18 protein-coding genes and 1 pseudogene are annotated in these 26,134 nt (G+C 69.2%); 8 read left to right on the plus strand and 11 right to left on the minus strand.

Annotation, left to right across the window (positions count from 1 at the left end):
- Positions 1 to 163: 163 nt before the first annotated feature.
- The 7 genes and pseudogenes from ACZ42A_RS18050 to ACZ42A_RS18080 all read right to left on the minus strand — a co-directional run bounded on the left by ACZ42A_RS18050 (position 164) and on the right by ACZ42A_RS18080 (position 9,568).
- Positions 164 to 1,594: a glycoside hydrolase family 43 protein gene (locus ACZ42A_RS18050; protein ID WP_468528179.1), complete on the minus strand. Its 1,431-nt coding sequence runs from the start codon at positions 1,592 to 1,594 to the stop codon at positions 164 to 166.
- A gap of 160 nt (positions 1,595 to 1,754) precedes the next feature.
- Complete coding sequence (locus ACZ42A_RS18055; RefSeq protein WP_468528180.1) at positions 1,755 to 3,164, minus strand: non-reducing end alpha-L-arabinofuranosidase family hydrolase; 1,410 nt, start codon at positions 3,162 to 3,164, stop codon at positions 1,755 to 1,757.
- Between the two features lie 122 nt (positions 3,165 to 3,286).
- Entirely contained in the window at positions 3,287 to 5,593 is a 2,307-nt protein-coding gene (locus tag ACZ42A_RS18060; protein WP_468528181.1) for a beta-L-arabinofuranosidase domain-containing protein, read from the minus strand.
- Positions 5,554 to 5,730, minus strand: a complete 177-nt coding sequence (locus ACZ42A_RS18065; RefSeq protein ID WP_468528449.1) for an RICIN domain-containing protein — start codon at positions 5,728 to 5,730, stop codon at positions 5,554 to 5,556. The genes ACZ42A_RS18060 and ACZ42A_RS18065 overlap by 40 nt, the downstream gene beginning before the upstream one ends.
- A pseudogene (locus ACZ42A_RS18070) lies at positions 5,728 to 6,084 on the minus strand (family 43 glycosylhydrolase); the annotation flags it as partial. The gene ACZ42A_RS18065 and the pseudogene ACZ42A_RS18070, both read right to left, overlap by 3 nt.
- A gap of 44 nt (positions 6,085 to 6,128) precedes the next feature.
- Positions 6,129 to 8,264 (minus strand): glycoside hydrolase family 36 protein, encoded by a 2,136-nt coding sequence (locus ACZ42A_RS18075; RefSeq protein ID WP_468528182.1) that lies wholly within the window; start codon positions 8,262 to 8,264, stop codon positions 6,129 to 6,131.
- A gap of 197 nt (positions 8,265 to 8,461) precedes the next feature.
- Positions 8,462 to 9,568: a ricin-type beta-trefoil lectin domain protein gene (locus tag ACZ42A_RS18080; RefSeq protein ID WP_468528183.1), complete on the minus strand. Its 1,107-nt coding sequence runs from the start codon at positions 9,566 to 9,568 to the stop codon at positions 8,462 to 8,464.
- A gap of 296 nt (positions 9,569 to 9,864) precedes the next feature.
- Between ACZ42A_RS18080 and ACZ42A_RS18085 the strand changes: the two genes are divergently transcribed.
- From ACZ42A_RS18085 to ACZ42A_RS18110, 6 genes are all read left to right on the plus strand, one after another.
- Entirely contained in the window at positions 9,865 to 10,911 is a 1,047-nt protein-coding gene (locus ACZ42A_RS18085; RefSeq protein ID WP_468528184.1) for a LacI family DNA-binding transcriptional regulator, read from the plus strand.
- Between the two features lie 128 nt (positions 10,912 to 11,039).
- A complete protein-coding gene (locus ACZ42A_RS18090) occupies positions 11,040 to 12,287 on the plus strand; it encodes a sugar ABC transporter substrate-binding protein (protein ID WP_468528185.1) in 1,248 nt (415 codons plus the stop codon).
- 21 nt (positions 12,288 to 12,308) lie between these two features.
- Positions 12,309 to 13,292: a carbohydrate ABC transporter permease gene (locus ACZ42A_RS18095; protein ID WP_468528186.1), complete on the plus strand. Its 984-nt coding sequence runs from the start codon at positions 12,309 to 12,311 to the stop codon at positions 13,290 to 13,292.
- On the plus strand, positions 13,289 to 14,122 hold the full coding sequence (locus ACZ42A_RS18100; protein ID WP_468528187.1) for a carbohydrate ABC transporter permease: 834 nt from the start codon (positions 13,289 to 13,291) through the stop codon (positions 14,120 to 14,122). Before ACZ42A_RS18095 ends, ACZ42A_RS18100 begins: the two co-directional genes overlap by 4 nt.
- Positions 14,123 to 14,174: 52 nt before the next feature.
- Positions 14,175 to 15,911: an amylo-alpha-1,6-glucosidase gene (locus ACZ42A_RS18105; protein WP_468528188.1), complete on the plus strand. Its 1,737-nt coding sequence runs from the start codon at positions 14,175 to 14,177 to the stop codon at positions 15,909 to 15,911.
- A gap of 71 nt (positions 15,912 to 15,982) precedes the next feature.
- Positions 15,983 to 17,836: an RICIN domain-containing protein gene (locus ACZ42A_RS18110; RefSeq protein ID WP_468528189.1), complete on the plus strand. Its 1,854-nt coding sequence runs from the start codon at positions 15,983 to 15,985 to the stop codon at positions 17,834 to 17,836.
- Here the strand turns inward: ACZ42A_RS18110 and ACZ42A_RS18115 are convergent.
- Positions 17,790 to 18,158 carry a FadR/GntR family transcriptional regulator gene (locus tag ACZ42A_RS18115; RefSeq protein ID WP_468528450.1) on the minus strand — a complete coding sequence of 123 codons (369 nt, stop codon included), beginning with the start codon at positions 18,156 to 18,158 and terminating at the stop codon, positions 17,790 to 17,792. The two genes, ACZ42A_RS18110 and ACZ42A_RS18115, sit on opposite strands and share 47 nt — an antisense overlap.
- Positions 18,159 to 18,601: 443 nt before the next feature.
- Between ACZ42A_RS18115 and ACZ42A_RS18120 the strand changes: the two genes are divergently transcribed.
- Positions 18,602 to 21,253 carry an RICIN domain-containing protein gene (locus ACZ42A_RS18120; RefSeq protein ID WP_468528190.1) on the plus strand — a complete coding sequence of 884 codons (2,652 nt, stop codon included), beginning with the start codon at positions 18,602 to 18,604 and terminating at the stop codon, positions 21,251 to 21,253.
- Between the two features lie 441 nt (positions 21,254 to 21,694).
- Here the strand turns inward: ACZ42A_RS18120 and ACZ42A_RS18125 are convergent, their stop codons facing one another.
- The 3 genes from ACZ42A_RS18125 to ACZ42A_RS18135 all read right to left on the minus strand — a co-directional run bounded on the left by ACZ42A_RS18125 (position 21,695) and on the right by ACZ42A_RS18135 (position 25,060).
- On the minus strand, positions 21,695 to 21,964 hold the full coding sequence (locus ACZ42A_RS18125) for a hypothetical protein (RefSeq protein ID WP_468528191.1): 270 nt from the start codon (positions 21,962 to 21,964) through the stop codon (positions 21,695 to 21,697).
- 4 nt (positions 21,965 to 21,968) lie between these two features.
- Entirely contained in the window at positions 21,969 to 23,267 is a 1,299-nt protein-coding gene (gene nhaA / locus ACZ42A_RS18130) for a Na+/H+ antiporter NhaA (protein ID WP_468528192.1), read from the minus strand.
- Positions 23,268 to 23,527: 260 nt separating this feature from the next.
- A complete protein-coding gene (locus ACZ42A_RS18135; RefSeq protein ID WP_468528193.1) occupies positions 23,528 to 25,060 on the minus strand; it encodes an alanine/glycine:cation symporter family protein in 1,533 nt (510 codons plus the stop codon).
- Positions 25,061 to 25,667: 607 nt separating this feature from the next.
- Between ACZ42A_RS18135 and ACZ42A_RS18140 the strand changes: the two genes are divergently transcribed.
- A complete protein-coding gene (locus tag ACZ42A_RS18140) occupies positions 25,668 to 26,117 on the plus strand; it encodes a hypothetical protein (RefSeq protein ID WP_468528194.1) in 450 nt (149 codons plus the stop codon).
- Positions 26,118 to 26,134: the final 17 nt, after the last annotated feature.

Genomic DNA, 26,134 nt, shown 5'->3' on the forward strand with positions numbered 1-26,134 from the left:
GATGTATTGACGCGCCCTGTTTGGCCCCTTGGTGTCTGCCCACTCTTGCGAACGCTGTTCGATATCACGTGCAGAACCGTCTTTCGCCCGGTGGTGGAATCCGCAGAACGAAAAGGGGATGCCGGCGCTCTCGCGGAGGCGCCGGCGTCCCTGTCGGTGCGGGTCAGTTCGTCACGCGGAAGGTGGCGTCGCTGCGTCCTGTCGCGGTGGTGATCGGGTCGAGGCGGAGTTGGTAGGCGTAGTGGCGGATATAGCGGTCGGGGTGGTTGTACGACTGGAACGACGACCAGGTCGAGTCGGCGAGTCCGGCGACCTGCCGGAAGGTGGCGTCCGCGGCGAACTGGGCGGTGCCGTCGTTGCGGACCAGCTGGAAGTCGTATCCGGCATGGCGCAGGAAGTAGCCGGGATAGTTCACCGATTCGAAGGAGACGGTGCCGGTGCCTGCCAGGCCGGGCCGCAGCCGGAACTGGGCGTCCGGGCCGGTGATGTTCTGGTCGATGCGTACGTCGAAGTTGGTGTGGCGCACGTACCGGTCCTGGAAGTTGTACGACTGGAGCCGGTTGGCCGGGATGTCGCTCCAGCGTGCGAGCACGCGGGACTCCTCGGCGGCCGTGAGGTTCAGGATCGAGCCGTGGCGCTTCTTCGTGACGCCCATGGAGTAGGTTCCCGACGCCGGAATCCGGTAGGTGCCGGGGGCGGAGGGGTTGGTCGTCGTGACCGGCACGTACCCGCGTCCGGAGGAGTACTGGTCGAGGTAGAGCGCCCACTCGTTGCGGTCGCGGAACTTCATCCACATCGGGCCCTCGACCTGGGAGCCGGTGAGGCCGATGCCGGAGAGGTCACCGAGATTGGTCCAGGTGCCGAGGATCGAGTTGCTGCCTTCGAGGGTGATCTGCCCGTCGCCGGAGGCCCGCAGGTAGCGGTAGTTGCCGACGCCGGCCGGCATCTCGACGATCTGGGTGTCGATGATTTCCTGCATGCCGGGGCGCTCGATGTAGATCTGCGGGGTGGTGATGGAATGGAAGTCGCTGGTGTGGGCGTAGTAGATGCGGTGCTTCTTTACGCCGTCGACCGGCTTGTTCGTCGCCCAGTACAGGACGTAGTCGTTGGAGGCCGGGTCCCAGATCGCTTCCGGCGCCCATGCGTTGCGTCCGTCGGGGATCGCGCCGGCGACGTTGAGCAGCCACGGCTGCGACCAGGTGATCAGGTCTGTCGACTCCCACACCACCAGGTTGCGGCTGCCGTTGTACACGGCGGCCTCCCAGTTCTGCCCGCAGCTGATGCACAGGTCGGTCGCGATGATCCAGTACTTGTCACCGTTCGGGGATCTCACCAGTGCGGGGTCGCGCACCCCCTTCGTGCCGACCGTGGAGCGAAGGGCAATTCCGCCGCCGTTGAGCTCAGTCCAGTTCAGGCCGTCCGTGCTGTACGAGAAGTAGATCTGCTGACCGTTCGACCCCTCCCCGATGAAGTGCGTCATCAGGTAGCCCGGGTCGGCGGCGGCCGCCCGGTCCGGTGTGATCAAGGCTTGGCCTGTGAAGAGCAGGCACGCGGCGAGCAGTATCGCCGACAGCCGGGCGCGAAGCGCGGACATGTATGTCTCCTGTCGTTCTGCAAAGGCCACCACTGGGCGCGCGGAAGGGGCCGACTGATTCCGGGCGAACCATGGGAGGTCCTTCCTGGGAGGCAAAGCGGAAGCTGCTTTGCCTCCCTCAAGGGGCAAGGTCACGAGCTTGTGACCATGTGGGCGCAGGTCAGCGCTGCAGGGTGAGCAGGCCCGGCCGGTACGGCAGCTTCAGGTAGTCGGTGCCGTTCGAGTTGGGGTCCCTGCCCTGGTAGAGGAACTGCAGGTTGCAGGGGTCGATGGTCATGGTCTGGTCGGGGTTGGTGCGGACCAGGTCGCCGTGGCTGATGTCGTCGGTCCAGGTGGCACCGCTGTTGGCCTTGCCCGCGAAGGGGTTGCTCTCGGTGGCGGCCTGCGGGGTCCACGGACCGTTCAGGCTGGAGGCCGTGAACGAGCGGAAGAAGCGCTGCTCAGTCGCACCCCGAGCCTCAACGATCATGAGGTACTGGTTCTGGCCCTGAACCTTGTAGACCTCCGGCGCCTCGAACAGGTTCTTCTCCGTGTCGCTCATGACCGTCTCGTACGACGAGCCGAAGCTGCTCGGGAAGTTCCCGATCGGCATGGTCGACTTGAAGATGCTGCCCTTGTCATTGGCGAAGAACAGGTACATGTTCTGGTCGTCGGCGATCACGGTCGGGTCGATCGGGCCGCCGGTGGGGAGGCTGCCGGTGAACAGCTCCTGCGGCGCGGACCAGCCGTTGGGGTTGGTGGGGTCGCTGGACGTGCGGTAGGTGAAGGGCCAGGCGGTGCCCCACCCATTCGAGACCAGCACCCATATCTTCTTGGGCGCGAAGTAGAACAGTTTGGGCGCCACCGCGGACCCGCTGATCCCGGTCTGGCCGGCCGAGGCCATGTCCGACCAGTTCGTGAAGGGCCGGAACGTCATCGCGCCCCACGACGATCCGTCAGAGGTGGTCGCGTAGACCAGGTGCCGGCCGTTGTACGTCACGGTGGTGAAGTCCTTGAGCGCCACCCAGCCGTTCGCCGGCTGCGCCAGCGGACCGGTCGACGTCCACCGGTATGTCGACGGAAGAGAACACGAGTTGGGCGGCCCGGACAGGCCGGTCCACTTCTGGTTGCTGCCGCCGCTGCAGTGCCAGAGCTGCACCGCCGTGCCGTTGCCTGTGGCGGCGCCGCTGACGTCCAGGCACAGCCCGGACTGAACGCCGACGATCGTGCCGTCGGCGTTCACCCGCCACTGCTGGTTCGCGCCGCCGTTACAGGTGTAGATCTGCACCCGGGTACCGGCCGTGGTCGCGTGGCCGGGGACATCCAGGCACTTGTTGCCGTACACGGTGAGCTGGTTGTTGTCCGTCAGCGTCCACTGCTGGTTGGTCCCGCCGTGGCAGTCCCAGATCTGCAGGTTCGTGCCGTCGGTCTGGCTGGCGCCCGGTACATCGAGACACCGGCCGGAACCGACACCCTTCAAGGTGCCGGTGGTGGCCGCCTGAGCCGGGTTGGCGACGAGCGTCGCGGCCGACGCGACCAGGGCCGCGAGCATCACGGACAGTTGCCTGCGGCTGGAACGTAGTCTGCGCATGGGGACCTCGTATCTCCTCGTGTTTCCTTGGGCGAACGGGTGTTCGTGATATCGAACGTGGGTCGAAGTGTCGAGCGCACGGAGGGTTGGCGAGCGACCCGGACCCACGTCCGCGGCGGACCTCAGTTCCGCACGATGCGCCACCGGTTGTCGGCAGTGCCGTCGTCCGAGTCCTGGACTGCGAACGCACCCACAGCGGTGGAGTTGTTCGCGATGGCGAGCAACTTGCCGCTGTTCTCGTTGCGGATCTTGTAGGTTCCGTCTCCCTGGTCGAGCAGCGTCCATCGGTGGTCGGCGGTGCCGTTGTCCGACCACTGCAGGATGGTCGCGTCGTCCGTCGTGGACATGCCCTGGACGCCGAGCACCTTGCCGCTGTGGGCATTGCGGAAGCGGAACGCGGTGCCATCGGCGATCATGTGCCAGTCGTGGTCGGCGGTGCCGTTGTCCACCCACTGCAGAGCGCGGCCGCCGTCGGCCGTGGACATGTTCTGGATGCCCAGCAGGAGACCGCTGGCCACGTTGACGAGACGGAATGTGCCGCTGGCGTTCCAGTAGACGGTGTAGTTGTGGCCATGCGCGTCGTGGAACGGGCCCAGGTTGACGGTGGAGCCGTTGGCGGTGGCGGTGAAGGCGAGCGAACTGCTGCTGGTCCGTGTGATCGAGGACGTGTTCAGCGTCGGGAGGGAGCTGAGCGAGGAGTCACCGTAGTTGCCGGACAGGACCACCGGGCCGTAGGTGATCGCGGAGACGTTCCTGTTGTCGTTGGCCGCTCGCATGACGATCCGCATGGGCAGGCGGACGGTGACCGTGTCGCCGGAGGCCCACGAGCGGCTCAGGGTGGCGTAGCTGCCGGGGTCGGTGGCGATGTTCTGCCTGACGCCGTTGACGCTGATGGTCGCCCCGCTGGTCCAGCTCGGGATGCGGATGCGCATGGCCCAGGTTCCGCTGACGTTGCCGGTGACCTGCAAGGTCGTGGTGTCGCTGACGGGGTACGACGTGGTCTGGGTGACCGTGATCCCGCGCTCCGACCAGTTGAGCACCGAGGGCACGAACAGGTTCACGATCAGCGTGTTGTCACTGCGGAAGTAGATGGAGTCCATCAGCCTGGTATGCATCTCCAGGCCTGTGCCCTGGCAGCACCAGAAGGTGCCGTAGTCGGTGCTCCAGGTGCCGCCGCCCCAGGCCGGGCCGACACCGCGTCGGCCTCCCGGGTTGAGCGGGGTGAAGTAGGTGACGTGACCGTGGCCGTCGGCCGGGTTCTGCTGGCCGATCATCTGGTTCAGCCACGCCCGCTCGTAGTAGTCGAACAGCGCGGCCCGGTTCGGATCGAGCGCGAACAGTTCCCGGGTGAGGAGGAGCATGTTGAAGGTGTTGCAGCTTTCGCATGTGTCCTTGTTCAGGTAGCCGGCGATGGCGTTCGGGGCGCGGAAGTGCTCCGCCTGGCTGTTGCCTCCGATCGCGTAGGTGTGTGCGTTGACGGTGAAGTTCCAGGCGTTGGTGGCGATGTCCCGGTAGCGGGTCGTGCCGGTGGCCTTGTACTCCCGGGCGGCCCCGATCCACTTGGGCACCTGGGTGTTGGCGTGCAGTCCGCTGAGCTGGTCCTGGCCCGACGCCAGGGGGTCGAACACCGCGGCGTGGTCGAACCGCCGGGCGACGGTGAGCCACCGCGCGTCGCCTGTCTGCTGGTAGAGGTCGGTCAGCACGGTGTTCATGCCGCCGAACTCGGTCTGCAACATGGCCTGCATCTGCTGGCTGCTCAGCCTGCCGGTGCGCCAGTCGACCCATCCGGCCAGGGCGAGCAGTACGTCACGGGCCTGTGCGCTGCCGATGTGGCGCCATACGTCCAGCAGGCCGGCGAGGGTCTTGTGGATGGTGTAGTACGGCACGTTGCCGTTGCTCAGGGTCCGCTGTTCGAGAGCGGTGAAGTCGGACTCGGGGTAGCCGGAGAGGTACCCGGCGTTGAAACCGGCGGCGCCGTTGTTGGCCTGGCATTTGGCCAGCTCCGCGACCATGTAGGTGGCCTTGTCCCGGCAGGTGGTGTCCCCCGTCACGGCGTACAGCTGTGCCCAGGCCGTGAGGAAGTGCCCTTGGACGTGGGTGCGGAAGGGGAAGTTCGGTGCGTCCCAGCCGCCGGTGGCGGCGGCGCCGTTGGTGGAGAGCCGGTGGTTGGCGCGGAAGTTGTACAGCAGCCGGTCGACATCGACGAACCGCAGATAGTTCTGCGTTCGGTTCTGGTTGTCCAGCCACCGGCTCGCGGTGAGCCGGACCTGGCCCAGTTCGAAGGGATGCGCCAAGACTCCTATGTCGGCCCTTGCGGGAGGAACGGCCGCCTGCGCGGGAGATGCGCCCATGAAGGATCCCGTGGCAGATGCGGCGACCGTGGCCCCGGCTACTTGCAGCAGGCGCCGTCTGCTGACGAAGGAAGACATCCTGCACCTTTCGATGACGAGAGAGCGATTGCTTGCTGGTTGGAACTGCCGACGTCGCGGTACTGGATCAGCGCGACACCGTCGGCCGTACTGCCTCCCTTGACGTCGAGCACCTTGCCGCTGTTGCGGTTGACCAGGACGAACTCGCCCCCGGTCTGCGGGCGCAGCTGCCACTGCCGGCTCGTCCGGCCGTCGGCGGTCACGATCAGCCAGGAGCGGCCGTCGTGGTGGCGCAGTGTCCGGGCGTAGGTCGCGCCGGAGGACGGCATGTCTGCCGGCAGACGCAACTGGCGCGGCCGGTCCAGGACGTTGCCGATCTGCGTCCAGTGCACCAGGTCACGGCTGTGGAAGAGGAGAACCCCGGGGAAGTACTCGAAGCTGGAGCAGGCCAGGTAGTAGTCGTCGCCGACCCGGCAGACGCTGGGGTCGGGATGGAAGCCGGGGATCACGGGGTTGGCGACGCATCCGTCCGGTTGGGGCAGAGGGGGCACCCGACAGGTCCTCTCGTGAATCGGTAATGCGGGGGTGGGGTGGTTCAGGGAGCGCCGGAGTCCGTGGGGGTGATGCGGAGCAGGACGGCGGACGGCGCGGTGGGCAGGGTCAGGCTCAACTCGGCCCGGTCGGGCGCCCAGGCGGGAACGGCCCGGGTGGCCGAGGGGTAGAGCAGGTCGACACGGGCGGCGGTGTCCCGCAGGTGGGGCAGGTGAAGCGTCGCCGTGGCGTCGTTTCCGGGGCGGCGCCAGGCGGTGAGGTACGTGGTGGCGGGAGTGCGCAGGGCCAGGGCGATCCAGGGGGCGTCCCAGCCGGGAAGACCCAGCGGCCAGGACGGTACGGCTCGCGGCAGGTCGGCGCGGATGGCCTTGTACGCCGCCACCGCCTCGTGGACCAGGGCGCGGGCCTCCGGCTCCAGTTCGGTGATGCGGCCGGAGAGATGGATCCGGCCGAGGAGCGCGTTGGCCATGGTGAAGGCCACCTCGTCGAGGGAGTCCTCCGGCTGGGGATACGCCCAGACGGCACCCTGCTCGGGGGTGGCGGCGGTGGGCGCGGAGGCCGCGATGGGCGCGTAGCGCTGGAGGTTCTCCTGGTCGCTCGTGGACTGAAGCTGAACCCGGGACAGCAGCGCGTGGTCCCAGCGCATACCGCCCGAGGAGCAGTTCTCCACCACCAGGTGCGGATAGCGGTTCAGGACGCCGTCGAGCCAGTCGAGGTGCGCCCGGTTGTGGCCGAGCAGGCCGGCGCCCGGAGTCTCGCCGGGGTGGGCGCTGGTGCCGGAGCCGGGGTCGATGTTGTGGTCGAGCTTGAGGTAGCCGACGCCCCACTCGCCGACCAGACGGTCCACGACCTCGTCCAGGTGAGCACGGGCGGCCGGGTGGCGCAGGTCCAGGTGGTGCCGGCCGGTCTCCGTGACGCGGACGCCGTCGCGGCGGAAGAACGCCTCGTCGGGCAGGGACTTGGCCATGGGGCTGCGTACGCCGATCACTTCCGGCTCCAGCCACAGGCCGGGCACCATGTCGCGCTCCCGGATGCGGTCCAGCACCTCGTGGATCCCCTTCTCCCCGGGGAACCGTGAGGCGGCGGGCTCCCAGGCGCCGACGCTGTCCCACCAGCCGCCGTTGTCGCCGTCGTACCAGCCCGCGTCGATCACGAAGTATTCCGCGCCCGCGTCGGCCGCCGCGTCGACGAGCGGCAGCAGCTTCTCGGTCGTCGGGTCGCCCATCAGGCAGTTCATGTAGTCGTTGAAGATGACGGGCAGGCGCTGGTGGTCGGTGTGCGGGCGGCGTTGGGCGCGGCGGTAGCGGGTCAGCGCGGCGAACGCCTCATCGGGGCCGCCGTCGGTGCTGAAGGACAGGGCAGCCGGTACGGCGGTGAAGGCGGCGCCGGGTGCGAGGGGGTGCCGCCAGCCATGGTGTGTGTCGGTGGGGCCGAACAGTGCCGCGTAGGCCGCCCTGTCGTGCTCGCCGCACTCCCAGCGCCAGCCCCCGCCGTTGTGCTCGATCTGCCACACCCAGGTGCGGCCGGTGCTCCGGTCCGTCAGGCCGCCCATGGGGAGGCGTCCGCAACCGGACCACGTGCCCTGGCCGTTCAGGACGAAGCCGGATTTGGCGTGCGCGTTGCTCACGCGTCCGCCGTGGGCCGGTGTGGTCAGGCGCATCGGCTGTCGCTGCCAGCGGCATTCGGTGAGCCAGTCGTTCTCCGCCCACAGCAGGTCCGCGGCGTCGATGGCCGCCGGGTCCTGCGGGGTGAGACAGCCCACCGCGAGCGAGCTGACCGACTCCAGGTGCAGCGTGGCCCGCCCCTCGTTGCGCAGGGTCACCTCGCTGCGGAGCACGGGGATGCCGTCCGGGGAGCGGTAGGTCACCTCCGCGACCAGCCCGGTTTCCGGGTCGTGGAGGTGCACGGTCAGTGTGTGCCAGTCGCCGTCGCGGCTCGCGCGGTGGGTCCGGTGGCGCAGACGCCCGCCGAGAGCGGTGCCCACGAGGCGGCTGCCCGACCAATCACGGCCGTGACCCGCGGCGGTCACCTCCACCAGGGGCAGGGACGCGCCGGGGCTTCTCTGTGCCTCGCCGGGCAGTCCGAGGTGCGTGAGGCGCGGGCTGCCGTCGCCATCGAGCAGGATTTCGAGCTGGAGGGTCTCGTGTCCCCAGTGGAAGGTCTCTTGCTCCTTGGTCATGGCGGCGGCCTTCCTGCTGCGGAATTGTCGAAGCGCTTCACCTTGCAGTCGCAAGCTAACGGAGGAGTTTCGTGGGAACAAGGGCTCCTCCAGCAAGAGGCTTTCTCTTGCCGGGCCATGGAGCCATGGACATCGTCGAAGCGCTTCGACACTCACGAGACCTGCGCCCATAGGGGCTCAGGCCCCGTGAGCAGGGGTCATCCGGCGGTCACAGTGGTCCACTTCTGGTTGGCGCCGCCGTGACAGTCCCACAGGTGGAGCTGAGTGCTGTCCGTCGTGGAGGAGCCCGGAACGTCGAGGCAGCGGCCGGAGGCGGGGTTGCGGTAGCCGCCGTTGTAGGGCTGCCAGACCTGGTTGGCGCCGCCGTGGCAGGACCAGAGCTGCACCTTGGTGCCGTTGGCCGTACCCCAGCCGGCGGCGTCGAGGCACTTGCCCATGGAGCGCAGGGTGCCGTCGGTGTAGGCGGACCAGAGCTGGTTGGCACCGTCGCCGCAGCTCCACGTCTGGACGGCGGTCCCGTCGGCGGTGCCGGCGCCGCTGACGTCCATGCACTTGCCGGCGATGCCGGACTGCACGCGTGCGGGGGCGGGGGCGGGGTTCTTCAGCCACCCGGCGCTGTCCGCGGACCGGATGCCGCGGTGGAAGGCGTCGGCCATCTTCTGGTACCCCGCGTCGTTGGGATGCAGGGCGTCGGCCAGGTCGGCCGGGGTCAGACTGCTCATGTCCACGTAGGCGACCTTCCTGCCCGCCGCCTGCGCGTCGCTCACGATCCGGGGGATGGCCTGGTTGTACGCGGCACGGTACTGCTCCTCCGAGCCGCTGGTGGACACGACCAGGGAGGCCACGAGGACAGTCGCGTCGGGGGCTGCGGCGGTGATTTGGTCGACCAGCGATCTCAGCCGGGCGGTGGCGGTGGAGACCTCGTAGCTCCTGTCGAGGTCGTTGGTGCCGATGTGCAGCGTCACGACGTTGGGCCGGTAACGGGTCAGCGAGGCGTCGGTGAGTGCGGCCACCTCGTGGATCCTGTACCCGGAGTGGCCTTCGTTGTCGGGGTCGGACATCGAGCCGCTCCGCCCCGTGCCCACGAAGTCCAGCGGATGGCCATCCGCGGCGAGCCTGTTCCACAACGGACCCCGGTAGCCGTTGCCCGTGCTGCTCCCCACACCCCACGTGATGGAGTCACCCAACGGCATGACCCGCAAAGGCGTGTCGGAGGCGGCGGAGGCGGGGGTCGCCCCTGCCGACGTCACCCCGAACGCGGCAGCGACAAGCGTGACCAGGGGGAGAATCCAGGACTTTCTCATGCAGGCGTCCTCTTCGGTGAGTGAGTGCTGAAGCCTCTTGCGCTCGGAGCGTTGCCTGGCGGGTGCGGCCCTGACCGGGCCCCTCGACGAGCGCTTGCGTACCGATCGCTTCGTCGAATCGGTTCGAAGGAACGTAGCAGCGAGGAAAGCTCTCAGCAACGCCCTCTGAAACAGACCGAGTTCGCAGATCATCCGGGTTACCGGTGCTGTTTCGAGAAGTTCTGCCGCAGGCGTTGACAGCCCCCTGAAGCGTTCCTATCTTCGCTGCATCGAACCGGTTCGACCAAGGAGTCGCCGTGAACATCGGTGAGATCGCCCGGCGAGCCGGTGTCTCGCGCTCCACCGTCTCGTACGCGCTGAGCGGCAAGCGCCCGGTGTCGGACGACACGCGCCGGAAGATCCAGGAGGTCATCGACGAGCTGGGCTACCGTCCGAACGCCAGTGCGCGGGCCCTGGCCAACGGCCGGACCAGCACGATCGGCCTGGTGTTCCCGCCGGCCGGGAACCACTACACGGGCATGCAGCTGGACTTCATCGGCAGTGTGGTGGAGGCCGCCGCGGTCTACGACTACGACGTACTGCTGTCCCCGAGCGGCATGGACAGCGACCGCTCTTTCCAGCGGCTGCTGGGGGAGCGGCGGGTCGACGGCGCGATCCTGATGGAGATCAGGCTGGAGGACGACCGGGTCGACCACATGGCCGCCCTGGACTTCCCCTCCGTCGCCATCGGCCGCACCGCCCATCCGGAAGGCGGCTGGTGGGTCGGCCTGGACCACACCGCACTCGCGGCGGCGTGCGTTCACCACCTCGCGGACCTCGGCCACAGCCGGATCGCCCTCGTCAACCGGCCCGAGCATTTGCTGCGGGCCGGGTACGAGTCCGCCCACCGCGGGCTGGAGGGCTTCACCAAGGCCGCGGCCGAGCGCGGGCTGACGGTGCGGACGTACTGCTGCGGGGACGATGCCGCGTCCGGTCAGGCATGTCTGGAACAGATCCTGCTCGACGATCCGGCCACCACAGCCCTGGTCACGCTGAACGAGGCCGCGCTCGGTGGCCTCTACCGGGGGCTCGTCGAGGCCGGCCGCCATGTGCCGCGCGACTTCTCCGTGACGGGAGTCGTGGCGAGCCGGTGGGCGCAGACGGTGACCCCACAGCTCACCGCGGCCGACGTACCGGCGGAGGAGATGGGCCGACGCGCCGTCGACCTGCTGGTGGAGCGGCTCGGCCATCCCGGCGCGCCGCCCCGGCACCATCTCCTGGCGCCGCCGATCTCTCTGCGGGCGAGTACAGGGCCCGCGCATGCCACGCACAACACGGGCGACGGGCCCGCCACCACCCTCTGACCCCCGTCCACGCACAAAGCCCCACACCCCGCGCCGCCCGAACTCCTCAGCGGTGCCGTTCTCCGCGCCCGCCTCGCTCCTCACCCCGTGCCCTCGGCACCCGCATGCCCAGAACAAGGGAACCCTCGATGAACCGCTTCTCCAGACACCGCCGCCTCACCGCCGCAGCCCTGACCGTCCTGACCGTGGCCGCCGGTGCCACCGCCTGCTCCTCCGGGTCCGGCAGCGCCGAGTCCAAGGGCGCCGGCAGCGGCACGTACACCATCTGGGACCCGTACCCGCAGTTCGACAAGACCTCGGCCTGGGCGAAGCTGCTGGACGACTGCGGCATGGAGGCCGGCGTGAAGATCAAGCGGACCGCCTTCGACACCAGCGACCTGGCGAACAAGGCACTGCTGGCGGCACAGCAGGACAACTCCGCCGATGTCCTCATCGTCGACAACCCGGTGGTGTCTACCCTGGCCGAGGCGGGCGTGCTCACCACGACCGACGACAACAAGCTGGACACCTCGAGGGTCGACCCCAACCTGCTCGCGGCCGGCCAGTCGGGCGGCAAGACGTACGGCATCCCGATCGGCGCCAACACCCTCGCGCTCTACTACAACAAGAAGGTCCTGAAGGACGCCGGGGTCGACGTCGCCTCGATCACGGACTGGAAGTCGCTGACGACGGCCCTGGACAAGGTCAAGAAGGCCGGCAAGAAGGGCATCACCTTCTCCGCCATCGGAACGGAGGAGGGCAGCTTCCAGTTCCTGCCCTGGTTCTGGGGTTCAGGCGCGAAGCTGACCGAACTCGACTCCCCCGAGGGCGCCTCGGCGCTCAGGCTCTGGACCGACTGGCTGAAGAAGGGGTACGCCCCCAACTCGGTCATCAACAACACCCAGACCACCAGCTGGCAGGAGTTCGCCGGCGGCGACTACGCCTTCGCCGAGAACGGCACCTGGCAGCTCGCAGGCGCCAAGAAGCTCGGCTTCGACTACGGCGTCCTGCCCATCCCCGGCGCGTCGGGCGGGAACGCCGCGGCACCGACGGGCGGTGAGTTCGTCACCGTCCCGGTCCAGGGCGACACGGCCCGCTACGCCACCTCCCAGAAGCTGGTGTCCTGCCTGACCAGCAGCGAGAACCTGTACGACACCGACACCACCCTGTCGTACGTGGCGCCGACCAGCGAGGTCCAGGACAAGCAGGTGGCGGCCAACGCCGAGCTGAAGCCCTGGGTCGACGCGGTCAAGTCCGCCAAGGGGCGCACCAGTGACGACCTCGGCACCACGTACCCGAAGATCTCCGAGCAGTTGTGGAAGGCCGTCCAGTCCGCCCTCAGCGGCGCCGCCTCGCCCAAGGACGCGCTGGCCAAGGCGCAGTCCGCCGCCCAGTAGCCAGGATCCCCGGGTCCGCAGATGAGTCACACGAAACAGCGACCGGACCGCAGGTCCGCGCCCGCCCGGACCGGGGCGGCCACCGCAGCCCCGCTCCCGGCCCACGCCCGGGCACGGCGCCGTCCGGTATCCCCGCAGTGGGCCGCCTGGGCCTTCCTCGCCCCAGTCACCCTCTACTTGGTCCTCTTCTACGCCTATCCCCTCTACCGCAACCTCGACCTGAGCCTGCGCCACTACACCGTCCGCTCCTTCGTCGAGGGCAACGCCCCCTTCACCGGCCTCGCGAACTACCGGACGGTCTTCGACGACCCGACGTTCGGCCCGGCCCTGACCCACACGGTGGTGTTCACCGCCGTGTGCCTGTTCTTCCAGTACGCCATCGGCCTGGCCCTCGCGGTCTTCTTCAACCAGCACTTCAAGCTCTCCGCGACCCTGCGGGCGCTGTTCCTGGTGCCGTGGCTGCTGCCTCTGATCGTGTCGGCCTCCACCTGGTCGTGGATGCTGAACAGCGACTCCGGTGTCGTCAACGCGGCTCTGCACGCCGTCGGCATCGGCCCGGTGAACTGGCTGACATCTCCGGACTGGTCGCTGACCTCGGTGATCATCGCGAACGTCTGGATCGGCGTCCCGTTCAACCTGGTCGTGCTCTACAGCGGCCTCCAGTCCATCCCGCACAGCCTGTACGAAGCGGCCGCCCTCGACGGCGCGAGCGCCTGGCGACGGTTCTGGAGCATCACCTTCCCGCTGCTGCGCCCGGTCTCGGCGATCACCCTGCTGCTGGGGCTGGTCTACACGCTCAAGGTCTTCGACATCATCTGGATCATGACCAAGGGCGGACCGGCGGACTCGTCCACCACCTTCGCCACCTGGTCCTACCAGCTCGGCTTCGGCAACCTGCTGCCCGCCTTCGGCCCCGGCGCGGCCGTAGGCAATCTGCTCGTGGTCGCCGCTCTGGTCTTCGGCCTGGTGTACCTGAGGGTCCAGAGAAAGCAGGCACTGGCATGAACAACCTGCTGCACCGGTTCCGCGGTACGGGGTGGAAGACCGCCCTCGGTCTTGCACTCACCGCCGTCATGCTCTTCCCGGTCTACTGGATGCTCAATGTGTCCTTCACCCGTGACCAGGACATGCGCAAGTCCCCGCCCGACCTGCTGCCCGTGCACGGCACGCTGGCCGGCTACCGCGCCGTGTTCGACCAGCAGTTGCCCTACCTGGGCACCAGCCTCGTCGTCGGTCTCGGCACGGTCGCGCTGACCGTGGCGCTGGCCGCGCCCGCCGGCTACGCGCTGGCGAAACTCCGGCCCCGCGGCGGGGGAGTGCTCAGCTTCCTCCTCCTGGTGGCCCAGATGATCCCCGGCATCATCATGGCGATGGGCTTCTACGCCATCTACCTCCAGCTCGGCCTGCTCCAGTCCGTGCCCGGCCTGATCGTCGCCGACTCCACCCTGGCCGTCCCCTTCGCGGTACTGATCTTCACCGCGTTCATGTCCGGCATCCCCGGCGAACTGCTCCAGGCCGCGCAGATGGACGGAGCCGGGCCGCTGCGTACCTTCCGGTCCGTGGTGCTGCCGATGAGCCGCAACTCGATCGTCACCGTGTCGCTGTTCGCGTTCCTGTGGTCGTGGTCCGACTTCGTCTTCGCCAGCACCCTGGCGGGCGGCGGCGCCCACGAGCCGATCACGCTCGGCATCTACCACTACATCGGCAACAACAACCAGGAGTGGAACGCCATCATGGCCACCGCCGTCGTGGCCTCGCTGCCCGCCACGGTGATCCTCGTCCTCGCCCAGCGCTATGTCGCCGCCGGCGTGACGGCCGGAGCCGTCAAGGACTGACCACCGCACGGCCCCCGTCGGTCACCCCTGCTGAAGAAACGAGTCACACCACATGACCGCCGTCCGATCCGGCCCGGCCTTCTCCCTCCACGACATCCCGTTCAGCACGCACGGCTCCTGGTTCGGCATCTCTCCCGTGCTCGCGGAGAACACACGCGCCGAGGACCTCCACCTGGTCTCGCACCAGAACGGCATGCACGCGGTCCTGCGGGTCACGCCCCTCGACGTGACGACGGGCGAGCGTGCGGGGACCCGCGTCGAGGCGACTCCGGGCCTGCTCACCTGGACCGGTGAGCAAGGGCGCGTAGCCCTCGCCTACGCCGCACCGGACACCGTCCGCCTGCGCGGCGAAGGACTCGGCCTGCGCATCGACGCGGCGGCGGACGCCCTGACCCCCTTCACGGGCACCTACTTCTACCGCGACCCGGTGGACGGGGCGTACGTGTTCACCTCGTACGAGACCGGGCGCCGTTACCGGGTCACCGTGCTGTCGGGTTCTGTCGCCGAGGTGTACGGCAGTCAGGCCCTCGGTACCGGTGAACGAGGCGTCACCGTCACCGCGGACCCCGGCGGAGTCTGGGAAGCGGCGATCGAGGAACTGGACAGCGCACGCCTGCCCTACACGTCCTCGGAGACGTTCGACGTCGTCGTGGCGACCGCGGAGCGAGCCTTCGCCGCGTTCGTCGACGCGGTGGCCCCCTGGCGCTCGTCCGCGACGCCGGCCGCCGAACTCGCCGCGTACGTCCTGTGGTCGGCGACGGTCCGTCCGGCGGGTCTGGTCACCCGGCCCGCGGTGCTGATGTCCAAGCACTGGATGGACAAGGTCTGGAGCTGGGACCACTGCTTCAACGCCCTCGCCCTGGCGCCCGGTCACCCCGCCCTGGCCCGGGACCAGTTCTCCCTGCCCTTCGACCACCAGGACGAGACCGGCGCCCTGCCCGACTCGGTGACCCACTCCGAGGTCCTCTACAACTTCGTCAAACCGCCCATCCACGGCTGGGCCCTGTCCCACCTGCGCAGACGGCTTCCCGAGCCCATCAGCCGGACCGAACTGGCCGAGACCTACCGCAGGTTGGCACGGTGGACGGACTTCTGGCTGACCGTCCGACGCGCACCGGGCGCCGCCCTGCCCCACTACCAGCACGGCAACGACAGCGGCTGGGACAACGCCACGACCTTCGACCCCGAGCGCGTGGTCGCCACCGCCGACCTGGCTGCCTTCCTCATCCTCCAGCTGCGCGAACTCGCCCGACTGGCCACCGAACTGGACCTGCCCGACGAGGCCCGGCGCTGGAACCGAACCGCCGACGCGACCCAGGCGGCGATGCTCGACGAGCTGTGGACGGGGGAGCGGTTCGTGGCCCGCGGCGTCGACACGGCCGCGACCTGGGGCAGCTCGAGCCTGCTGGACCTGATGCCGATGGCCCTGGGCGAGCACCTGCCCGAGAACATCGGCAAGGCCCTGGCCGCCCGGATCGAGACCCACCTGACCTCGTACGGACTGGCCACCGAACTGCCCACCTCACCCCACTACCTCTCCGACGGCTACTGGCGCGGCCCGATCTGGGCGCCCGCCACCGTCCTCATCGAGGACGGCCTGCGCCGCGCCGGCCACCACCGCCTCGCGGACGAGATCAGCGCCCGCTTCCGCGCCCTGTGCGAAACCCACGGCTTCGCCGAGAACTTCGACGCCCTCACCGGAACCGGCCTGCGCGACCGCGCCTACACCTGGACCGCCGCCGCCTACCTCCTGCTGGCCGAGGCACACGCACACCGAGAGTGCCCCTGACCGGCCGTCTCACCACAGCCCCGAGGACGTTCGGCACCCGCCGTCCTCCCCGCTCACGAAGGAGCCGCAGCATGACATCTCGCTGGACACTTCCCGGACTCGTAACCCGCAGCGGACGCCGGGCGACCTCGTCCGTGGCCGTCCTCCTGGCCGCCCTGGCCACGACCCTGGTGCCCGCCGGCCCGTCGCAGGCCGCGGACACCAGCGTCACCGTCGACTTCGCGACCGCCGGAGGCGCCCCCACCTACCGCGCCTCGGGCATGATCTACGGGCTGACTCCCGACGGGGCGCTGCCGCCGGACCACTTCTTCAAAGACATCAAGTGGCACTTCATGCGGGCCGGCGGCGCACAGCTCAACGGTGGCGGCTACGCCACCAGCCTCGCCGACTACCAGACCCGCTGGAAGGCCACCCTCGCCCAGTACCGGCGCACCAAGGCGCTCGGCGGCACGTTCGTCCTCCTGCCGCACGACCTGTGGGGCGCCGACGGCACCACCAGCCAGCCCTTCCCCGGCGACAACGGCAACTGGACGCAGTTCGACAACTTCGTCAAGCAGCTCATCTCCGACGTCAAGGCCAACAACATGACGGTGGAGTGGGACCTGTGGAACGAGCCGGACCTCAGCGGCTTCTGGGACCGGCCCCAGAGCCAGTACCTGCAGATGTGGTCGCGGTTCCACGCCGCCGTACGGGCCAGCCTCCCCGGGCAGCTCATCGTCGGCCCCAGCACGGCGAACCCGCCGGGCTCCTCCAACACCTGGTGGACCACCTACCTGAACCATGTCAAGGCCAACAACGTCGCCCCTGACATCTACAGCTGGCACGCCATACCGCACGACCCCGTCCAGTCCGTCAGCAACGCCAACTCGACCCTCGCCGCCGCGGGCCTGACCAACACCCGCCCGTACCAGATCAACGAGTACGCCGGACGCGAGCAGCAGCACCCGGGGGGCGGTGCCTGGTTCATCAGCCGCCTGGAGCGGGCCGGCGCCGACGGCATGCGCGCCAACTGGGGATGGGGCCCCAACCTGCACGACTACGCGGCCGGCTTGCTCACCAAGAACAGCTCCGGCCAGTACCTGCCGCTCGGCGAGTGGTTCATGTACCGCTACTACGGCTCGCAGACCGGCAACGTCGTCAACCTCATCCCCGGCGCCAACACCGACGGCCTCGCCACCAAGGACAACACCGCCAGGAACGCCAAGATCCTGATCGGCAGCAACGGCAACGCCGGCAACGTCACCGTCCATCTCACCGGCCTCAACACCACCTCCGTCGTGGAGAACGGGCGCGTCCGGGCCGTCGTCCAGCGCATCCCGTACAACAGTGGCGCCGCCGTGACCGGCCCGACGACCATCTCCGACACCACCCTGACGGTCGCCGGCAACGCCGCTTCGGTGACCGTCCCGTACACCGACGCCCAGGACGGCTACACCATCACCCTGCTCCCGCCGTCCGACACCACCGTCTCCACGGTCGCCGTCAGCGAGAACAGCGGGCAGTGCCTGGACGACACCGACCTCAGCCAAGCCGACGGCAGGCAGTACCAGCAGTACTACTGCGAGGGCGGCTACCAGCAGATGTTCGACTTCAAGCCGGTCGCCGGACGCGCCAACACCTACACGGTGGTCAACCAGCACAGCGGCAAGTGCCTGGACGTCTCCGGCGCCGCCACCGCCGACGGCGCCGCCGTCATCCAGTGGACCTGCAGCGGTACCACCAACCAGATGTTCACCCTCAAGCCCGTCACCGCGCTCGGCAACAGCCAGGACTATCAGCTCGTCGCCGTCCACAGTGGCAAGTGCGTCGACGTCTCCGGCGTCTCCACCCAGCCGCGAGCCGTTGTCCACCAGTGGACCTGCGACGCTCCCAGCACCCTCAGCACCAAGAAGAACCAGATCTGGCGTCTCCAGGGCGTGCGCTGACCCGGTCGGTGCTGCTCAGCTGCTTTCGCAGCCCCTGCTCGGTGTTGTTCACGTGCATCAGCGCTGCGGCCTGGCTCAGGACGACGTCGCGGGCGGACAGGGCATCGTAGATCGCCTCGTGTTCCGTGAGGGTCCTCCCCGCGGCCTGGTCGTCGACGAGGCCGCGCCAGATGCGGGCGCGCACCTTGACCGCCTCGCGGGCCAGGTTGCGGGACAGGCCCAGCTGGGCCGCCAGCTCCGGCTCCGGTGGCAGCTTCGAGCCCGGCGCCAGCGCCCCGGTCCGGATCAGCTCACGGATCTGCTCGATCGCCTTGTCCGTCAGAGACCAAGCCCACCCCTTCCGTCTCCGGAGTGTTCTCCGCGCTGTTCGGCGTGGCTACGTCCGGCCCGATCAAATCCTGCGTGCGAAGGTCGTCCCAGCGTGGCCTGCTTCTGATCCCTCATCCCCAGAGTGGCAGTGATGATACTGGGGTGGCCGAAAGGCAAGACGGCCGCGGCAGCGGGCAGGGCTTCGTTGCAGAGGTGGCGCCCAGGCCGAGCTCGCCACGCGGCCCGACGGTGTCCACGACCTCACGCTGACGCTGCATGGGGGGTTTCCGGCTGGCCGCCTTCAGCCTCGTCACGTCCGACTGAGACCGGGTGGCCTGAAAGATTTCCCGGTTCGCGGCAACCCTTTGCGAAGGCTGCGACCACAAGGAAGCGGATCCGCGCCTCGGTGTCCGGATCCGCTCTCTCGTCAACAGTTCGCAAGGAGAACCACCCCCCATGAGCAACCCCACGAACCGCGGGCGCCGCGGGCGTCATCGCCGTCGCTGGACCGCCAGCGGTGTGCTGGTCGGCGTGCCCGCCATCGTCGTGCCGTACTTCCTGTATGTGCAGGAGGACTCGCAGGCCGCGACGGTCGACGGCGATGCCTACTACCAGCTGGTTTCCGTGCGCAGCGGCAAGGTGCTGGACGTCAACGGCTTCTCCACCGCCGACGGCACCCGTATCCAGCAGTGGACCGACCAGGACACCGCCAACCAGCAGTGGAAGCTGAAGCCCACCGGGGACGGCTACTACCAGCTCGTGAACCGCAACAGCGGCAAAGTGCTGGGCATAGCGGGCGATTCGACCGCCCAGGCCGCCGCCGCAGAGCAGCAGACCGACAGCTCCTCCACCTCCCAGGAGTGGCGGATCGACGAGGTGAGCGGCTCCGGCGCCGTCACCCTCACCTCCCGCAGGAGCGGCCAGGTCCTGGACGTCTCCGGGGGCTCCACGGCCGACGGCGCGGCAGTCGTCCAGTATCCGGGCACCGGCAGCGCCAACCAGCAGTGGAAGCTGGTGAAGATGGCCGAGGCCCCGGCTGCCGGGACCGGCGAGGCGCAGACGACGGCCGCGGCCGGACCGTACAGGTGGAAGAACGCCCAGGTGGTCGGCGGCGGTTACGTCACCGGGCTGGTGTTCAACCCGCGCGAGAAGGGCCTGCTGTATGCGCGCACCGACATGGGCGGCGCCTACCGCTGGGACACCGGGGCCGAGCAGTGGATCCCGCTGACCGACTGGGTCGGCGAGAAGGACTGGAACCTGCTCGGCATCGACGCGGTGGCCACCGACCCCGTCGACCCCAAGCGGCTCTACCTCGCGGCGGGCACGTACACCAACGACTGGGCGGGCAACGGCGCGATCCTTCGCTCCACCGACCGGGGCCGCACCTTCAAGCGCACCGATCTGCCCTTCAAGCTGGGCGCCAACGAGGACGGCCGCGGCGCGGGCGAACGGCTCGCGATCAACCCCGCCGACAACGGCACCCTACTGCTGGGCACCCGCAAGAACGGCCTGTGGCGCAGCACCGACCACGGCAAGAGCTGGCGCCAGGTCTCCTCGTTCCCCGTCAAGGACGGGGCGAGCAGCGGCGCGGGCATATCCTTCGTGACGTACGGCCCGGCCGGCAGCAAGACGGTCTACGTCGGCGTCGCCGACAGGTCCACCTCCCTGTACCGCTCCACCGACGGCGGCAGCACCTGGCAGGCCGTCTCCGGTCAGCCCACCGGCCAGCTGCCGCAGCACGGCGTGCTCTCCGGTGACGGCTCGCTGTACCTGACGTACACCGACAACCTCGGACCCAACGGCGTGACGGGGGGCTCGGTGTGGAAGTACACGACGGGCAGCGGGGCGTGGAAGAACATCTCCCCGTCCCAGGGTAGTTACGGCTTCTCCGGGCTGGCCGTCGACCCCCGCAAGCCGTCCACGGTGATGGTCACCACCCTCGGCCGCTGGTGGCCCGAGGACGAGATCTACCGGAGCACGGACGGCGGCACGACCTGGAAGGCACTGGCCGACAAGTCGGTGCGGAACGCCTCCGCCGCCCCTTACATCGGCACCCACACCGGGCACTGGATGACCGCCCTGGCAATCGACCCCTTCAACTCCGGGCACGTGCTGTACGGCACCGGCAACGGCATCTGGCGCAGCAAGGACGCCACCGCCACCGACAGCGGCGGCACCAGCCACTGGACCGCGGGCGCCCGCGGCCTTGAGGAGACCGCGCTGCTGGACGCGATCGCCCCGCCCGGCGGCGCCACCGTCATCACCGCCATGGGCGACCAAGGCGGCTTCCGCCACGGCTCCCTGACCAAGGTGCCCGCCGGGCGACTGAAGAACCCGATGATGACCAACAGCACCGACATCGACTTCGCCCAGTCCAACCCCTCGATGATGGTCCGCGTCGGCCGTGGCGGCGCACAGGACGGCGCCTACTCCACCAACGGCGGCAGCAGCTGGAACGGCTTCAAGGCAGAGCCGGTGGCCGGTGCCCAGGACGGCCATGTCGCGCTCGCGGCGGACGGCTCCACCATCGTCTGGACCCAGGCCGGCCAGGTCCCGTACCGCTCGACCGACAAGGGGACGAGCTGGTCGCGGGTCGGCGGCCTGGGCACCGACGCCGTGGTCGTCGCCGACCGTTCCTCGGCCAGGACCTTCTACTCGCTGTCCGGCGGCACGCTCTACGCCAGCACCGACGGCGGCGCGACGTTCACCGCCCGCGCCACGGGCCTGCCCGACGGCCGGCTCACCGCCGTCCCCGGCATCGCCGGGGACCTGTGGCTCGCCGGCGGCGGCAAGGGGCTGCTGCACTCCACCGACGGCGGCCGCACCTTCAGAACGCTCACCACGGTGAAGTCCGCCTCCGCCCTCGGCTTCGGCAAGGCCAAGCCGGGCGCCTCCTACCAGGCCCTGTACCTGATCGGCACCGTCAAGGACGTCACCGGAGTCTTCCGCTCCACCAACAAGGGCGCCACCTGGCTCCGCGTCAACGACGACGCCCACCAGTGGGGGAGCATCGGCGGCGTCGGCGTCATCACCGGCGACCCCGACACCTTCGGCCGCGTCTACGTCGGCACCAACGGACGCGGCCTCCAGTACGGCGACCCGTCCTGATCCTGACGCAGGAGCGCCGCCTGCGCGGGCTCGCCGGCCACCTTGCTGTGGCGGCGCATCGTCCATGCCCACCAGGGTGAGGTGGAGTTGAAGGAGTCCACCCGGCTCGGCGTGTAGGCGGCGCCCGCGAGCCCGGGCGCCACCGTGCCGGCACTGTGGGTCTCGCCGGCCGTCGTCGGAGGAGGGTGAACCGATGTCCGTTGTCGTCTGGATCGTCGAGGGCACATGGCCGGCCTGGGTGGGCGCCGCCCGCGCCCACCTCCGGCGGACTCCGGCGTCGTCCGAGCAGACGCGGCAACGCCCGTGGCCAGGCCGGGCAGTGCCTGCGACCTGGCGAACGGGTTCCTCGGGCGGTGTGGTGTCAGGCATGACAACCGACGTGATGTGGGACGTTCTGGCCTCGTGGAACTGAGGGCAGTATCGACCTTGCGGCAGCGAAGGTCACGTGTGCCGGTGGCGTGGCCCGGCGCGGCCCGCCCGCGTACCCAGGTCGGCGCACGGCACCATCAGAGACAGGGCGGCGCAGCGGTGCCCTTGGACCTGCACTCGATGACGCCAGCCGGACGTTCCCTCGCGGCCGACTACGCAGGCCACCGGAAGGCCGGCCAGTCCCGCCCACGTGACGGCGGAGTACCTCATGTTCTGCCGGCCTGCGGTGCCGAGGGCCAGGGTGGTGACCGTGCCGGCCAGCAGTGCCGAGCCGTCGGTCATGAAGTCAGTGTTCGCCGGTGCCGGCTCGCTGGTAGATGTCGGGGATGCCATCGTGGTCCGCGTCCAGGTTCTCCTCCTCGTACAGGCGGCGGTAAACACCGTTGCGGCGCTTGATGAGGATGGCGGCGAGGACGGCTGCGATGAGGGAACCGACGAGGACGGCTGCCTTGATCAGTGCGGCGGTGGCCGGGTCGGGGAAGGCGAGTTCGCCGATGAGCAGGGCGACGGCGAAGCCGATCCCGGCCAGGACGGCGAGAGCGAAGACGTCCGCCCAGGCGAGGTCGGGGTTGAGGCGCGCGCGGGTGAAGCGGACGGCGAGGTAGGTGCCGGCGAAGATACCGAGAGCCTTGCCGGCCACCAGGCCCAGGACCACGCCCAGGGGTTCGGGCTGGGTGAAGACCTGCCCGAGTGAGTCGGCCGTGACGGCGACGCCCGAAGCGAAGAGAGCGAAAAGGGGGACCGCCACTCCGGCGGAGACCGGGTGCAGGACGTGGGAGGTGCGCTCGCCGGGCGAGTCGGTCTCTCCCTCGTCGCGGGTGGACCGCAGGATCAGGCCCATGGCCACGCCGGCGACGGTGGCGTGGACGCCGCCGTTGTACATCAGCACCCAGATGGCGATGCCGAGCGGGACGTACCACCACCAGCCGCGCACGCGGAAGCGCTGCATCAGATGGAAGACGACGAGACCCGCGAACGCGCCGCCGAGTGCGGTGAAGTTCAGGTCGCTGGTGAAGAAGATCGCGATGACGAGGATGCCACCGAGGTCGTCGACGACGGCGAGGGTGAGCAGGAACGCCCTCAGCGCGGCGGGCAGATGGGAGCTGAGGACGGCCAGGACGGCGAGGGCGAAGGCGATGTCCGTGGCCATGGGGACGGCCCAGCCGTCGAGGCTGCCGCCGCCCGCCCAGGCGGTGAGGGCGTAGAACGCGGCGGGGACGACCATGCCGGACAGGGCGGCGATGACCGGCAGGGCCGCGGTCGCGGGGGTGCGCAGTTCACCGACGACGAGTTCGCGCTTGAGCTCGATGCCGGCGACGAGGAAGAAGATCGTCAGCAGTCCGTCGGCGGTCCAGTGGCCGACCGAGAGATCCAGGCCGAGTGCCGGTATGCCGAAGTGGAACTCGCGTATCCGCTCATAGGAGTCGCCCCACGGGGTGTTCACCCACACCAGCGCGGTCACTGCGGCCGCGAGGAGCACCAGTCCGCCGACCGTCTCGGTCCTGAGCGCCTGGGTCACGGCCTTGCGCTCGGGCAGGGGCAGAAGTCCGAGCAGGGTGGGGCGCTGGCGGGGGGCGGCAGCCATCGATGGAACCTCCGGGGGGATCGGGATGAGGGCATACGAGCCCCTGAAACGCCGACCAGACTTCCCGGCACACCGCGCGCCGGAACACCCCACAGGAGGCGGGACGTTGACGCGTTCCTTGCACCCTAGCTGGCGCTGAAGGGTCCTGCCAGACTCGGTTTCACGTGCGGAAACCCGTATCCGGGCACGACGAGCGGGCCCGTGGACACCAAGGCGCGAGGTGTTCACGAGCCCGCTCAGGAGCCGGGCCGCGGGGGCGGTCAGACGGTGGTCTTCACCGACTCCTGGTCTGTGTCCTCAGCCGTTTCACCAGCGTTGCGCGCGCGGACGAACTCGAGGAAGGAGTTCAGCTCGCGCTTGACGACCGGGGCGAGGAGGTAGAGGCCGATGATGTTGATGACGGCCAGCATGAACAGCACGGCGTCGGCCATGTCGATCAGTGTCTGGAGCGTCAGCAGCGAGCCCGCGACGGCGAACAGCGTGTACAGCACCTTGAAGGTCAGCTCGCTGGTGCGGCTGCGGCCGAAGAGGTAGGTCCAGGCCTTCATGCAGTAGTAGCCCCACGTCAGCACCGTGGAGATGGCGAACAGCAGCACCGCGACGGTGAGGATGTACGGGAACCAGGGCAGGACCGTGGCGAAGGCGTCGGAGGTGATGGTGACACCGCCGATGGACTCGCCCTTGCGGGCCTCGCCCCAGCTGGCCGGGTTGGCGATGACGATGGTCAGCGCGGTCATCGTGCAGATGATGACGGTGTCGATGAACGGCTCCAGCAGGGCGACCAGGCCCTCGCTGGCGGGGTGCTTGGTCTTGACCGCGGAGTGGGCGATCGGGGCGGAGCCGAGACCGGCCTCGTTGGAGAACGCGGCCCGCTTGAAGCCGATGATCAGCGCACCCAGCACACCGCCGGCCACACCCTCGGGGGCGAACGCGCCCTCGATGATCGTGACGAACGCGGCCGGCACGTCGGAGACGTGGACCAGGATGACGATCAGGCAGGCCACGATGTAGATGCCGGCCATGGCGGGGACGAGCTTGCTGGTGACGTTGGCGATGGAGCGGATGCCGCCGAGCAGCACGATGCCGACGAGCGCGGCGACGAGGATGCCGAAGAACAGCGCGCCGGCGGAGGAGCCCATCAGGCCGTCCTCGCCGCCGGTGACGGACACCATCTGGGCGTAGGACTGGTTGACCTGGAAGAGGTTGCCGCCGAAGAGCCCGAAGAACAGGACGAAGAAGGAGGCCAGGACGGCCAGGACCTTGCCGAGGATCTTGCCGTTCTTGCCGAACCGGTCGGCCAGGCCCTTGGGCAGGTAGTGCATCGGGCCGCCGGACACGGTGCCGTCGGCATGCACCTCGCGGTACTTCACACCGAGGGTGACCTCGACGAACTTGGTGGCCATGCCGAGCAGGCCGCACAGGATCATCCAGAACGTGGCACCGGGGCCACCGACGGAGACGGCGACCGCCACACCGGCGATGTTGCCCAGGCCGACGGTGCCGGAGACAGCGGCGGTCAGGGCCTGGAAGTGGTTGACCTCGCCGGCCGACCCCTTCTCGTCGTACTTGCCGCGGACGACGTCCACGGCCAGGCGGAACTTGCGCAGCTGCACGAAGCCGAACCAGCCGGTGAAGACCAGGCCCGCGACGACCAGCCAGGCCACGATGAGGGGAAGCTCCGTGCCGCCGACGGGCACCGAGTAGAAGACGACGTCGACGAGCCAGGTGGCGATGGGCTCGAAGAATCTGCTGACGACTTCGTCGACGGACTGGGTGAGGGAGTCGAGTGACACGGTGGTTACCTCGATGGCGCGGGACCGGCGCAGGGAAGGCTGCGCCGGGAAGATGTGCGGTCTTGAGCGAACGCCGTTGTCCGATCGGCGACCCTGGGGCCATGCTCCGCGGACTCGAAGCGTGATCACCCTGGTCGTGCTGCCGACGCGTGTCGGCAGCTCCGCGGTGTGGCGAGGGGTGGTGCCACCTGCGGAGTTGCGTTGTTCTACCACGACGTTTACTACTTCTTTAGTGACGCAAGTCACATAACCATCAGTAATCTTCGAAAGTGCCAGCGAGGGAAACCAGACCGTTATCCGGTCAGCCGGATCCGTTCATCGGACAGCTATTTCCCGCTGACTCCTTGGCGGAGGTCCGGACGGGTGGTGGCGAGGGGGAAGACGAACACCAACAGACCGGCCGCGCCACTACCGGCCCAGCTCGGAATCCCCATCAGCGTCGAATTCATTCGAGCGGGCCGGATCCGCAGCCCTTTCCGTACCTGCCTCTGCCGGGCGCACCTGTTCCTGCCGGGCACCGGCAACGAAGGACGGGGCGATCGTCGGTGCCGGCCTCACCGGAGCCTGGACCGGTATCGCCTCACTCGCCGCAGGGGAGGCCGGCCTGGTGGCCGCCGTTGCGCTGGGGCTGTATCTGCTGCTCACCGGCGCCGGACGGGCCCTCATCGGTGCCGTCGTGGTCCTAGGTGTCTGCCTCGCACTGGTGACGCCCCAGGCCGCCGCAGGACTCGTGCTGGAACACCGCGGGCGGATGGAGTCGGTGGTCGTCACCTCGGTCGAGGGCGGCGCGGCGCAGGACCGCTATCTGTGTTCCGTGGCGGACCGCGACGGCACGCCCCTCACGACGGGCATCTGGCGCGGCTGCGACCGGTCGACCCGGCCGGGGGACGCACTGGCCGTGGTCCACGACCCCCGAGGGGCGGTACCGCCGCGCGGCCTGGCCGCCCCCGGTACGGAGCGCCGGCCGCTGGCCGACCTCGCGGTGCCGGCACTCGCGCTGGTCGCGGCCTGCGTGGTGGCGGTCGTACGGTCCTTCCGGCTGAGCCCGGCACGGTAGCGGCCCTGGCTGCGGTT

The organism is Streptomyces sp. NPDC030838 (assembly GCF_055572035.1).